The sequence below is a fragment of the Pantoea sp. X-Soil-ISGK-259 genome, from assembly GCF_059730705.1.
The window spans coordinates 1,369,423-1,382,859 of sequence record NZ_AP035986.1 but is presented as its reverse complement, the minus strand read 5'-3'; the positions used below and the strand labels follow the sequence as shown (position 1 = coordinate 1,382,859).

The window sequence follows — 13,437 nt, the reverse complement described above, 5'->3', positions numbered from 1 at the left end:
TGATGGCCAGAACCCGAAAACGCCTTGCTGATACGTTGCTACCCTGGCTCCTGCCAACGCTGCTGGTCGTGGTGTGGCAGCTAGCCTCACAGACCGGCTGGTTATCAAACCGCATTCTGCCCGCACCGGAGAAGATCGTGACCACCTTCTGGCAGCTGACCGCCAGCGGTGAACTCTGGCAGCACCTGGCGATCAGCAGCTGGCGGGCGCTGATCGGCTTCAGCATCGGTGGATCTCTCGGCCTGCTGCTGGGCTTGATCACGGGCACCTCAAAAACCGGTGAGCGGTTGCTGGATACCTCGCTGCAGATGCTGCGTAATGTGCCGCATCTGGCACTGATCCCGCTGGTGATCCTCTGGTTCGGCATTGATGAATCCGCCAAAATCTTTCTGGTGGCGCTGGGCACGCTGTTTCCGATCTACCTGAATACTTATCATGGCATCCGCAACCTTGATCGCGGGCTGGTTGAGATGGCCCGCAGCTATGGCCTCTCCGGCTGGAGCCTGTTTATTCAGGTGATCCTGCCCGGTGCGCTGCCCAATATTATGGTCGGCGTACGGTTCGCGCTGGGTCTGATGTGGCTGACGCTGATTGTCGCCGAGACTATCTCCGCCAGTTCTGGTATCGGCTATCTGGCGATGAATGCGCGTGAATTCCTGCAGACCGATGTGGTGGTGGTGGCCATTATTCTCTACGCCCTGCTCGGCAAACTGGCGGATGTCGCCGCGTTGTTACTGGAACGTGTCTGGCTGCGCTGGCATCCCGCTTACCAACTGAAGGAGGAGAACGCATGAGCCAGACTTTCTCACCGGCCCGCCTCAACACCGGTACGCCGGTTGGCGTCAACGGCGTCAGCAAACAGTATGGCAGTCGCACCATACTCAATAAGATCGACCTGCATATTCCTTCAGGTCAGTTTGTGGCGGTAGTGGGTCGCAGCGGCTGTGGCAAAAGCACTCTGCTGCGTCTGCTGGCGGGACTTGAACAGAGTTCCAGCGGTGAACTGCTGGCGGGCAATGCGCCGCTGCAGTCAGCGCGAGAAGATACCCGCCTGATGTTTCAGGATGCGCGACTGCTGCCGTGGAAAAAAGTGATCGATAACGTCGGTCTGGGCCTGCGCGGACGCGAATGGCGCAGCGCGGCAATGGATGCCCTGGCGGCGGTAGGACTGGCCGATCGGGCCAGTGAGTGGCCGGCTGCACTCTCTGGCGGTCAGAAACAGCGCGTGGCACTGGCCAGGGCGCTGATCCATCGACCCGGTTTGCTACTGCTGGATGAACCGCTGGGCGCACTGGATGCCCTGACGCGCATTGAAATGCAGGGATTGATTGAGTCACTGTGGCAACAGCATCACTTTACTGTGTTGCTGGTCACACATGATGTCAGTGAAGCGGTGGCAATGGCGGATCGCGTGCTGTTAATTGAAGAGGGCGAGATCGGTCTGGATCTGCTGGTGGACCTGCCCCGTCCGCGGCGTCGTGGATCTGCGCGGCTGGCCGAACTGGAAGCGGAGGTACTGGATCGGGTGATGCAGCGCACGGAACGCCCGCAGCCCGTCCGTTACGCGCAACAGCGCTGAAATAAAAAACGCCTGATGCAGTGCATCAGGCGTTTTAACAGCATAGCGTGTCAACCTATGCCAGGACGGGTCATCAGGCGTTCAGTGCCCGGGTAATTTTCTCGTAAAGATCGCCAGAGAGCTTATCCAGCTGCAGCAACTGCTCAAGCGCCTGGCGCATCATCGCCTGACGGTCTTCGTCATAACGTTTCAGACGAATCAGCGGTTCTACCATTCGCGCCGCGACCTGCGGATTACGGGTGTTCAGGTCGGTAAGCATCTCCACCAGGAACTTATAACCGCTGCCATCTTTCGCATGGAACGCGGCCGGGTTAGCCGAGGCAAAGGCCCCCACCAGGGAGCGAACGCGGTTCGGGTTACTCATGGTAAAGGAGCGATGAGTCAGAAGCTGACGCACATTACGCATCACGTTGGCAGCCGGACTGGTGGCCTGCAGAACAAACCATTTGTCCATCACCAGACCATCCTGATGCCAGCGCTCATCGTAGGCCGCCAGCAGCGCATCACGGCACGGCAACTGAGCCGCCACAGCCGCGGAAAGCGCCGCCAGCGCATCCGTCATGTTGGTCGCCTGGTGGTACTGCGTCTGTACCAGCTTGTCTGCCAGCTGCGCATCGCTAAAGGCAAGATAGGTCAGGCAGGTATTTTTCAGGCTGCGCTGACCAATCGCATCATGCTCCACGCGGTATTCAGGCTGCTGATTGGCGTTGTAGATGGCAAAAAACTCATCGGCCAGTTCGCGGGCCAGCGTGCGTTGCAGAGCGTCACGCACCAGCGCAATCGCCTGCGGATCGATGGTATCGAACAGCTCGGCAATCTCATTTTCCGACGGCAGGGTCAGGATCAGCGCCGTCAGGGCCGGATCGCAGTCGGTATCCAGTAATACTGCACGGAAGGCGTCGGCGACATGCAGCGGCAGCGACAGATGCTGACCCTGCTGATAGCGTGCAACGTTCAGACGGATGTAGGTCGCCAGCAGGCTCTGCGCCGCATCCCAGCGGGAGAAGTCGTTGCGGGCATGGCGCATCAGGAAGGTGAGCTGCGCATCACTCCATTTATAATCGAGTTTCACTGGCGCAGAGAATTCGCGCAGCAGTGACGGCACCGGCTGGAAGTAGACGTTATCGAAAATAAAGGTCTGGAACTCCTCGGTGACATTCAGCACATGGTGCACCGGATGACCGTTGTTCTGCAGCGGGATCACCTTGCCTTCACCGTCATAAAGTTCAATATCCAGCGGGATATGCAGGGGCAGCTTCTCTTTCTGATCGGCGGTCGCTGGCGTGTGCTGCGTGACGTGTAGGGTGTACTGCTCCAGTTCCGGATTGTAATCGTCGCGCACCGTCAGTACCGGCGTACCGGACTGGCTGTACCAGCGGCGGAACTGCGACAGATCGACGTTTGAGGCATCTTCCATCGCCTGGACAAAGTCATCACAGGTGGCGGCGCTGCCGTCATGACGATCAAAGTAGAGCTTCATGCCTTTCTGGAAATTCTCTTCACCCAGCAGGGTATGCATCATACGGATCACTTCTGACCCTTTCTCATACACCGTCAGGGTGTAGAAGTTGTTCATCTCAATAACCTGATCCGGACGGATCGGGTGTGCCATTGGGCTGGCATCTTCGGCGAACTGTGCCCCACGCACGATACGCACATTATCGATGCGGTTCACGGCACGTGAACCCAGATCAGAGCTGAACTCCTGATCGCGGAACACGGTCAGTCCCTCTTTCAGGCTGAGCTGGAACCAGTCGCGGCAGGTCACGCGGTTGCCGGTCCAGTTGTGGAAATATTCGTGGCCGATAACGGCTTCAATACCCAGATAATCTTTGTCGGTCGCCGTTTCCGCTTTCGCCAGTACATATTTGGCGTTGAAGACGTTCAGGCCTTTATTCTCCATTGCGCCCATATTGAAGAAGTCCACCGCCACGATCATAAAGATGTCGAGGTCATACTCCAGGCCGAAACGCTCTTCATCCCACTTCATGCTGTTTTTCAGCGAGGTCATCGCCCAGTCGGCACGGTCGAGATTACCGCGATCGACGAAGATCTCCAGCGCCACATCACGGCCTGAACGGGTGGTAAAACTGTCACGCAACACGTCGAAATCGCCTGCCACCAGCGCAAACAGGTAACACGGTTTCGGGAACGGATCTTCCCACTTCACCCAGCTGCGACCCTGCTCATCCCGGCCGCCGTCAATGCGGTTACCGTTGGAGAGCAGGAATGGATAGCGTTCACCGTCGGCATAAATGGTGGTGGTAAAGCGCGCCAGGACATCCGGGCGATCGAGGTACCAGGTAATATGGCGGAAGCCTTCAGCTTCACATTGGGTGCAGAGCGCCTCGCCCGATTTGTACAACCCTTCCAGCGCGGTGTTCTGATCCGGATGAATATCATTGATGATTTTCAGGGTGAAGCTTTCCGGCAGCTGGCCGATCACCAGTGCGCCCTCTTCTTCACGGTAAGCCGTCCAGGGTTGCCCGTCGATCTCCAACGCAATCAGCGTTAACGCTTCGCCGTCCAGTTGCAGCTCAGCCTGGCTGTCGCCCAGTCGTTTAACCTGGCTGATGGCCGTAACACGGGTGGTGGACGCATCCAGTTCAAAGGTTAAATCGATATCGGTGATGGTGTAATCAGGCGCACGATAATCGTGGCGATACTTGATTTGGGGCTGTTGCGTCATATTGCGTCTCGCGTTGTTATAAGTTTACCGGCAAAGTCTAAGCTTGTTACTACAAGCTTGCCACGCACAATGCACCTAAAAGGTGAAATGGCTACAGTTTGTTAACAAAGGCACAGATTGGCCTCGACCCACCCGACTGAAATATGCTGTGATCGGGTTCAGATAGTGAATTATACTTTCGCGTCTTTATGACTGTGTACAACACCGGGCTCTGCGCCACCGAACAGGATGCTGAAACGCGCCATGACAGGACATGCTTCCCCGATACTGACCTCGCTGCTGGATACGGACGCCTATAAGCTCCATATGCAGCAGGCCGTTTTCCACCGCTATCATGACGTAACGGTGGCGGCGGAGTTTCGCTGCCGCGGCGACGAACTGCTGGGTCTCTACGCTGACGAAATTCGTGACGCGATAACCGCTATGCAACACCTGGCGCTGACTGATGATGAAGCGACCTGGCTGTCTCACCTCCCCTTCTTCCAGCAGGATTACCTCAGCTGGTTACGCCAGTTCCGCTATAACCCGGATCAGGTTGAGGTGCGCAATCACCATGGCAAACTGGATATCCGTATTCAGGGGCCGTGGCGGGAAGTCATTATGTGGGAGGTGCCGCTGCTGGCGCTAATCAGCGAGATTGTGCATCGTCATCGCACACCGCAGGTCACCACCCAGCAGGCAATTGACCATTTACACCAGAAACTCGGCGACTTTAAGACGCAGGTAGCTGACCTGGATATGTCACGCTTCCGCCTGATGGATTTCGGCACCCGTCGTCGCTACTCGCAGGATGTGCAGCAGTCGATCGTCTCAACGCTGAAACAGGATTTCCCGTGGCTGATTGGCACCAGTAACTATGATCTGGCGCGCCGTCTGTCACTGACGCCGGTCGGGACGCAGGCACATGAGTGGTTCCAGGCCTTCCAGCAGATCAGCCCGGTCCTTGCTAATAGCCAGCGCGCGGCGCTGCAGGCGTGGCTCGATGAGTATGACGATCAACTGGGCATTGCGCTGACCGATTGTATTGCCATGGACGCCTTCCTGCGCGATTTCGGTCCGTTGTTTGCCCGTCGCTATCAGGGACTGCGCCATGACTCCGGCGATCCGGTTGAATGGGGCGAGAAAGCCCTTGCCCACTATCAGAGCCTGGGTATCGATCCGCAAAGCAAACACCTGGTCTTTTCTGACAACTTAAACCTCGACAAAGCCCTGGCGTTATACCGCCACTTTGGCCAACGGACGAATGTCGTGTTCGGTATCGGTACCCGCCTGACCTGCGACATTCCGGGCGTAACGCCACTGAATATCGTTATCAAGCTGGTGCAGTGCAATGGTAAACCGGTGGCAAAACTCTCAGACAGCCCCGGCAAAACTATCTGTCAGGATAAAGCCTTTGTAAAAGCCCTGCGAAAAGCCTTTGATTTGCCGCTGGTGAAAAAAGCGAGTTAATCCTCTTCTTATCGGGGCGTTGATGCGCCCCGCCTCTGCTGTAATAAATCTGCATTCCCCCTGAATTTTGCTTGTTTCCTGAAGACTCGCAAGTAACATAGCAAAACCCCGGATGGGGCAACTTTTAACTCACTTCTTCTATATAGAGAGATATTTATGAGCGTAGTGCCTGTAGCGGACGTACTGCACGGTCGCGTCGCGGTTGACAGTGAAGTCACCGTACGTGGTTGGGTGCGTACCCGAAGAGATTCCAAAGCCGGTCTTTCCTTCATCGCTGTCTATGACGGCTCCTGCTTTAATCCCGTTCAGGCTGTCGTCAATAATTCTCTGAATAATTATCAGGATGAAGTGCTGCGTCTGACCACCGGCTGTTCCGTTATCGTCACCGGTAAAGTGGTGGCATCGCCGGGTCAGGGCCAGGCGTTTGAGATTCAGGCAACCAGCCTGGAAGTGGTTGGCTGGGTGGAAGATCCGGACAGCTATCCGATGGCGGCGAAACGTCACAGCATTGAGTATCTGCGTGAAGTGGCGCACCTGCGTCCACGCACCAACCTGATTGGCGCAGTGGCCCGCGTTCGCCATACCCTGGCGCAGGCGCTGCATCGCTTCTTCCATGAAAATGGCTATTTCTGGGTCTCCACCCCGCTGATTACCGCCTCCGACACCGAAGGTGCAGGTGAAATGTTCCGTGTCTCTACGCTGGATATGGAAAACCTGCCGCGCAACGATCAGGGCAAAGTCGATTTCAGCGAAGATTTCTTTGGCAAAGAAGCTTTCCTGACCGTTTCCGGTCAGCTGAACGGTGAAACCTATGCCAGCGCCCTGTCGAAGATCTACACCTTTGGCCCGACGTTTCGCGCAGAGAACTCCAACACCAGCCGTCATCTGGCAGAATTCTGGATGCTGGAGCCGGAAATTGCGTTTGCGACACTGGATGATGCCGCCGCACTGGCCGAGTCAATGCTGAAGTATGTGTTCAATGCGGTGCTGGAAGAGCGCGCCGATGACATGGCCTTCTTCGCTGAGCGCGTCGATAAAGAAGCTGTAGAACGCCTCCAGCGTTTCATTACCACTGATTTTGCCCAGGTCGACTACACCGACGCGGTTGAAATCCTGATGAATTGCGGTCAGACCTTCGAAAACCCGGTTTCCTGGGGAATCGACCTCTCTTCTGAGCATGAGCGTTACCTGGCAGAGAAACATTTTAAAGCGCCAGTGGTGGTGAAAAACTATCCGAAAGACATTAAAGCGTTCTATATGCGTCTGAACGACGATGGCAAAACCGTGGCGGCAATGGATGTCCTGGCGCCTGGCATTGGTGAGATCATCGGTGGTTCACAGCGTGAAGAGCGTCTGGATGTGCTGGATGCACGACTCGAAGAGATGGGTCTGAATAAAGAAGATTACTGGTGGTATCGTGATCTGCGTCGCTACGGTACCGTGCCACATTCTGGATTTGGTTTGGGCTTTGAACGTTTAATCGCCTATGTCACTGGCGTACAAAATGTAAGGGATGTTATCCCCTTCCCGCGCACGCCACGCAACGCGAGTTTCTGATTTCGGCATTAAATATAAGAAATTCATATATATAACGAGGTCGGCACTGCCGGCCTTTTTTTATTTTTGTAAATTTTGAGTTCACTCACAAAGTTCCGTGTTTTTTACATTTTGTAATACATATTTTCCTGCTGAAACAAGATTACGAGTTTAGTAGCATTTAAGCGCTAGAATTACGGCGGGTGGGATGGAAAGATGCGTGCAGACACAGGAAGACACCAAACTTCGTTAAGGGTTCTGTAAAGATTTCCTGACGGCAGTGGCAGGTGTACAAATAACTCCAATGAGGGTAATGAATAATGATGAAGCGCAATATTCTTGCAGTGGTTATCCCTGCTCTGTTAGCCGCCAGCGCAGCAAATGCTGCAGAAATCTATAACAAAGACGGCAACAAACTGGACCTGTACGGTAAAGCTGTTGGCCTGCATTATTTTTCTGATAACGATGGCTCAGATGGCGACGGCAACAACGGCGACAAATCTTACGTTCGTTTCGGCTTTAAAGGCGAAACCCAGATTAATGACCAGCTGACCGGTTACGGCCAGTGGGAATACAACATTCAGGCGAATAACTCTGAAGGTTCTGACGCACAAAACGGCAACAAAACCCGTCTGGGCTTTGCCGGTCTGAAATTCGGCGACGCTGGCTCAATCGACTACGGCCGTAACTACGGTGTGGTTTATGATGCAATCGGCTGGACCGATATGCTGCCAGAGTTCGGTGGCGACTCAGGATACTCAGATAACTTCATGAACGGTCGTAGCACCGGCCTGCTGACCTACCGCAACACCAACTTCTTTGGTCTGGTAGATGGCTGGGACTTCGCACTTCAGTATCAGGGTAAAAACGAGCGTACCGACACGCGTCGTGCTAACGGCGACGGCTGGGGCGCATCAACCAGCTATACCTCACCAATCGGTGTTGGTGTTGTTGGCGCATACAGCAGCAGCGATCGCACAAACTCTCAGGCAGACGGCACTACCGATATCAATGGTAACGTTGTTGGCCAGGGCAAACGTGCTGAAAACTGGGCAACTGCTCTGAAATATGATGCAAATAATGTTTACCTGGCAGCGATGTACGGTGAAACCCGTAACTCTACACCAATCTCTGTTGTGACTGGTCTGAACAACACCACCAGCGCTGCTTCTGCTAACAAAGCACAGAACATTGAACTGGTTGCACAGTATCAGTTCGACTTCGGTCTGCGCCCATCCATTGCTTATGTTCAGTCTAAAGGCAAGGATATCGAAGGCGTTGGCGATGCTGACCTGATTAAATACATCGACGTTGGCGCGACTTACTACTTCAACAAAAACATGTCTACCTACGTGGATTATCAGATCAACCAGCTGGATGACAATAACGCGCTGGGTCTGAACACCGATGACACTGTAGCAGTAGGCCTGGTTTACCAGTTCTAATCCTGCTTCAGACGCGTTAAAAAACGGGGCCTCGGCCCCGTTTTTTTATGGCTGTCATTCCTGAAATCTGCCCGACACTCCGCTTTTTACTTCGCCTGAAATTCAGCTTCTCCTCGTCGTGAAATGAACACGGTAAAATTGATGATTTTGTCTCGCAAACGGTTGGCATTTCCCTGGCCGGACGTTAACCTGACAGCTCTTTCCGCTAACGTTCACGCTAATGGACCTGACACATGTTTGAATCGATCTCTGCTGCACCCGCCGATCCTATTCTTGGGCTGGCCGATCTGTTTCGTGCTGATGACCGCCCTGAAAAAATCAATCTGGGTATCGGCGTCTACAAAGACGAAACCGGCAAGACCCCGGTGCTGACCAGTGTTAAAAAAGCTGAGCAATACCTGCTGGAAAACGAAACCACCAAAAACTATCTGAGCATTGATGGCCTGGCTGATTTCGCCCGCTGCACACAGGTCCTGCTGTTCGGTAATCAAAGCCCGCTGATCACGGCAGGCCGCGCCCGTACGGCGCAGACGCCAGGTGGCACTGGTGCGTTACGTGTGGCAGCAGATTTCCTCGCGACGCAGACCTCCGTGAAGCGGGTCTGGATCAGCAATCCGAGCTGGCCTAACCACAACAACGTGTTTAATGCGGCCGGTCTTGAAGTCTGTGAATACCACTATTATGACGCGGCAAACCATACGCTGGATTTTGAAGGCATGCTGACGTCGCTGCAGCAGGTTCAGCCAGGTGATGTGGTGCTGTTCCACGGCTGCTGCCATAACCCGACCGGTATTGACCCAACCGCTGAGCAGTGGCAACAGCTGGCGGAATTGTCACAGGCCAATGGGTGGCTGCCGTTGTTTGACTTCGCCTACCAGGGCTTTGCCCGTGGTCTGGATGAAGATGCAGAAGGCCTGCGCATTTTTGCCGCCTCGCATCAGGAACTGATCGTCGCCAGCTCCTACTCCAAGAACTTTGGTCTGTATAACGAGCGTGTCGGTGCCATCACCGTGGTGGCGGCTGAAGCCAGCGTGGCAGATACGGCGTTCAGTCAGGTGAAATACACCATCCGCGCTAACTACTCCAATCCGCCGGCGCATGGTGCCGCTATCGTCGCCACTATTCTGGGCAACGATACACTGCGAACCATCTGGGAGCAGGAGCTGTCAGATATGCGCCAGCGCATTCAGCGCATGCGTCAGCTGTTTGTGAACACCCTTGCAGAGAAAGGCGCTCAGCGTGACTTCAGCTTTATTATTAAGCAAAACGGTATGTTCTCGTTCAGTGGCTTAACCAAAGACCAGGTAATTCGCCTGCGTGAAGAGTTCGGTGTCTATGCCGTTAACTCAGGCCGGGTGAATGTGGCAGGCATGACGCCAGACAATATGTCGGCACTGTGCGAAGCGATTGTCGCGGTGCTGTAACGCTGACGACGAAACAAAAATGGGCCTGATGGCCCATTTTTTATTGCAGGAAAGATCGCTGATTTTTACTGCAGAAAAGGGTTACTCACGCGCTCATGTCCCAGCGTAGAAATCGGACCGTGACCGGGCAGAAACGTCACATCATCGCCCAGCGGCAGTAATTTTGTGCGGATAGCATTGATAAGCTGCTGATGATCGCCCTGCGGGAAGTCTGTGCGTCCCACCCCGCCATTAAAGATAACGTCGCCTGAAATCAGCAATCGTCCCTGACGGTCAAAGAAGACCACGTGGCCAGGTGAATGTCCCGGACAGTGCAGGACTTCGAGCGTGGTCAACCCGACCTGAACGCTCTCCCCCTCTTCCAGCCAGCGATCGGGGGTAAAAGGTGCGCACTCGTCCAGGCCGAACATCCGGCTCTGGGTAGGCAGCGCTTCCAGCCAGAAAGCATCGCGCTTTTGCGGGCCGATAATCGGAATCTGCCAGAAGGCAGCCAGTTCAACGGCAGCCCCGACGTGATCAAGATGTCCATGCGTCAGCAGAATCTGAGCAGGTTTAAGTCCGAGTTGTTCCAGCGTTTGTTTGACAAGTTCGGCATCGCCGCCGGGATCGACCAGCGCGGCTTCGCGCGTGGAGTCGCACCAGATCACTGAGCAGTTCTGGGCAAACGCTGTAACAGGAATAATGTGGTAATTCATAACGCTCCATGACCGGCTCACGCAGCGTTGCCGGTGTCGTTACCAGTGCCTGATCGGCCCGGTATCAATATGTACAAAGTTACTGCGGGGATAATATCCTACACCACCTGCGCGCAGAGATAACGCCGCTTTGCGTACATTGGCGAGCGAAACGCCTTCGATATGAAAATCCATCGCCTGACCCTTGGTGTGATAGCTGTGCTTTGCCACACCTGGACCACTCTCACGTAGCATGTTGTTGGTTGCCAGTGAGCGATAGCCGGACACCAGCTGAATCGGTTTACGCATACCCAGCAGCGCCTGCAGGCGAAAAATCTGATCAAACAGGTGCGGATCGATGCTTTTCACTTTATTGGCGCGATAGTCCCGGAAAAAGTGATTTAATCGTGACAACTCATCCTTGTCGTAACTCTTACCATTAAAAAACTCAGTTTTAAGGGTTTCACCGGTGTGAAGATTATTAAGCATCAATACACGCGGACGAGACGTAGAAAGCGAGGCCCTTGCGGAAGCAGGCAATAAAGCCAGTCCGGCGGCGGCACTACCACACAGCAGTAGTTTGCGACGAGAAGAATCAATAGTAGACATGTAACGATTTACCTGAGAATGAAGCCCGAGAAATGTGCAAAAAGCGCACAGGCCGAACCATAACTTTCTCTCAGAGAAGCGTCAACCCATCTGCCCATGGTTTGTGAGGCGATCCCCGGAGGGATCGCCATTTGAAAAGATTAGTGTAAATGACCGGGACGCTGCTAACGATTTAAAATCAATCACTAGAGCAGTAACTGCTCAGCCCGACTGAGAGCCTGACTGCCCGAACGGGCGGTGTCATCATAATTGTAAATATCTGTGCGGAACTGGGGTTTGCCATCATCAGCGACCCACGCCGTAAGATAATAGAGATTCACTGGAATGCGATGGCGAATCGGAACATAGCGGGTGTCGCCCTCTTTTAACGTGCTGGAAATACGCGCATCGTTCCAGCCCGCGTCCTGCAGTAATAATCCCGCCAGTTCAGATGCTTTATTCACCCGGACACAGCCGGAGCTGAGCGCGCGGATATCACGCTGGAACAGATTATGGTTTGGCGTGTCATGCAGGTAGATCGCATCTGAGCTTGGCATATTAAATTTATAACGGCCCAGCGCATTCGCCTCCCCCGGTGCCTGAATCAGGCGATAAGGGAATGATGAAGCGGTGACCATACGCCAGTCGATCATGCTGGGATCAATCACTTCAGCATCAGCACTCCAGCCCGACAGCAGGGTATAACCATGCTTGTAAAGATAGGTCGGATCCAGTTTCACTTTTGGAATAATATCTTTTCGCACCAGTGTTGTTGGCACATTCCACGGCGGATTCAGCACCACATTATTGAGTGCGCTGCGCATCAACGGCGTTTTACGGTCCGGACGTCCGACGATGACGCGTGATGAGAGGATCTTATTGCCATTGTTGTAGTAAATCAGCGAGTAGTTGGCGATGTTCACCATGATGCCGTTATGCATATCGTCCGGCAGCAGGCGGAGACGCTGAATGTTCAGCGCGAGTAACGACGCACGCATCTGCGGAGAGACGTTAAGCCACTGACGGGTTCTGGCACCGATAGCCCCATCGCCATCCAGTCCCTGCCACTGCTGGAAACGCTTCACCGCCGCCACCAGCGTCTCATCATAAATATTGGCGGTATTTCCTTCCAGCGTCTGACTCTGTACGTTACCCGGTGATTGTGGAGATGGGGTAAGCAGATTGCTGACTGGCGCGGCAGAAGGACTGACCGCAACAGGCTGATCGCTGTGCGTTACCGGCGAGGCGGCAACGGGTACCGCATCGTCATTGGGTGTCGGCGCGTTAACCTGCGCCGTTAACATGCCGCTGCGCTGCAAAATTTCGCGTAGCGCAGGCACGTCATCACTGACCTGGCCCGGACGCAGTGTTTCACTGCTTTTCAGCTGCGGCCAGGGCTGCTTATCGCTAAGCAGGGTGATAAGCGCAGCATGCATGGGCTGATACTGTGGATGCTGCGGCTGTAAGGAGGCAATAAATGCATTGTCAGAACCGGCATTGACCGCATTCTGCCACTGATTGACCACCGCCACGGAGGGCTGGGTCAGCCTGTAAGGAACATTGCTGTAGAGCCAGGTTTCACCCTGCGTCGGCACATTCGACACAAATTGCAGATAACCCAGCATCGCATCAGACAACGCAACATCCCGGGCAAAGCCGGTAATGGCGGGGTTGGTCAGACGCTCAATCCAGCGCGTGAACTGCGGCTGAACGCCAGACAGCGCCACTTCTGCCAGCTGCTGCTGAAATTTTTGCACCGCCTGAGGATCCTGCCAGAGCGGTTGCATATGACGGGATGCATAAAGCGTTGCCAGCGGTCCCAGATAAAATGGCTGGTCGGCGCTGGAGAACGCCTGCCGAATGCGCTGCTGACTGTCGGATACGGAGATGGCCGCCTGGCTAGTTCCAGGCAAAGCGGCGATGACAGCAGCCTGCGGTAGCGTAAATGGAACAACGGATAGCGCCAGCGCCAGCAATGATACAACGCGATGATGATGTAATTTTTTTACCCGCAACATCCCTGCCTCCTTATTTTTCAACTTCGCAGCGTTCC

General features: G+C 54.5%; 10 protein-coding genes. 6 read left to right on the top strand and 4 right to left on the bottom strand.

The window, feature by feature from the left end; all coding sequences use genetic code 11:
• Positions 1–2 precede the first annotated feature (2 nt).
• Positions 3–794 (top strand): aliphatic sulfonate ABC transporter permease SsuC, encoded by a 792-nt coding sequence (ssuC, locus tag AC6I77_RS06320; RefSeq protein ID WP_105099341.1) that lies wholly within the window; start codon positions 3–5, stop codon positions 792–794.
• Positions 791–1,579 carry an aliphatic sulfonates ABC transporter ATP-binding protein gene (gene ssuB / locus AC6I77_RS06315; protein WP_039660944.1) on the top strand — a complete coding sequence of 263 codons (789 nt, stop codon included), beginning with the start codon at positions 791–793 and terminating at the stop codon, positions 1,577–1,579. The genes ssuC and ssuB overlap by 4 nt, the downstream gene beginning before the upstream one ends.
• A 73-nt stretch (positions 1,580–1,652) precedes the next feature.
• On the opposite strand, the gene pepN is transcribed toward ssuB, so the two are convergent.
• Complete coding sequence (gene pepN, locus AC6I77_RS06310) at positions 1,653–4,268, bottom strand: aminopeptidase N (RefSeq protein ID WP_008925859.1); 2,616 nt, start codon at positions 4,266–4,268, stop codon at positions 1,653–1,655.
• Positions 4,269–4,511: 243 nt separating this feature from the next.
• On the opposite strand from pepN, the gene pncB reads away from it, so the two are divergent.
• The 4 genes from pncB (at position 4,512) to AC6I77_RS06290 (ending at position 10,122) form a co-directional block, all read left to right on the top strand.
• A complete protein-coding gene (gene pncB / locus AC6I77_RS06305; RefSeq protein ID WP_008925858.1) occupies positions 4,512–5,717 on the top strand; it encodes a nicotinate phosphoribosyltransferase in 1,206 nt (401 codons plus the stop codon).
• A gap of 156 nt (positions 5,718–5,873) precedes the next feature.
• Positions 5,874–7,274: an asparagine--tRNA ligase gene (gene asnS, locus AC6I77_RS06300; RefSeq protein ID WP_008925857.1), complete on the top strand. Its 1,401-nt coding sequence runs from the start codon at positions 5,874–5,876 to the stop codon at positions 7,272–7,274.
• 299 nt (positions 7,275–7,573) lie between these two features.
• Positions 7,574–8,698, top strand: coding sequence for a porin OmpF (gene ompF / locus AC6I77_RS06295; RefSeq protein WP_039660940.1), 1,125 nt, complete (start codon positions 7,574–7,576; stop codon positions 8,696–8,698).
• A 233-nt stretch (positions 8,699–8,931) separates the two neighbouring features.
• Entirely contained in the window at positions 8,932–10,122 is a 1,191-nt protein-coding gene (locus AC6I77_RS06290) for an amino acid aminotransferase (RefSeq protein ID WP_008925855.1), read from the top strand.
• A 65-nt stretch (positions 10,123–10,187) separates the two neighbouring features.
• Here AC6I77_RS06290 and AC6I77_RS06285 read toward each other — a convergent pair whose 3' ends face one another.
• The 3 genes from AC6I77_RS06285 to ldtD form a co-directional block, all read right to left on the bottom strand.
• The gene (locus tag AC6I77_RS06285; RefSeq protein ID WP_110411571.1) at positions 10,188–10,817 is read right to left on the bottom strand and encodes an MBL fold metallo-hydrolase; all 630 of its coding nucleotides are present in this window, start codon (positions 10,815–10,817) and stop codon (positions 10,188–10,190) included.
• A 39-nt stretch (positions 10,818–10,856) separates the two neighbouring features.
• Positions 10,857–11,405, bottom strand: a complete 549-nt coding sequence (gene mepK / locus AC6I77_RS06280; RefSeq protein WP_003849393.1) for a peptidoglycan L,D-endopeptidase MepK — start codon at positions 11,403–11,405, stop codon at positions 10,857–10,859.
• Positions 11,406–11,590: 185 nt separating this feature from the next.
• On the bottom strand, positions 11,591–13,402 hold the full coding sequence (ldtD, locus tag AC6I77_RS06275) for a L,D-transpeptidase (RefSeq protein ID WP_039660939.1): 1,812 nt from the start codon (positions 13,400–13,402) through the stop codon (positions 11,591–11,593).
• Positions 13,403–13,437: the final 35 nt, after the last annotated feature.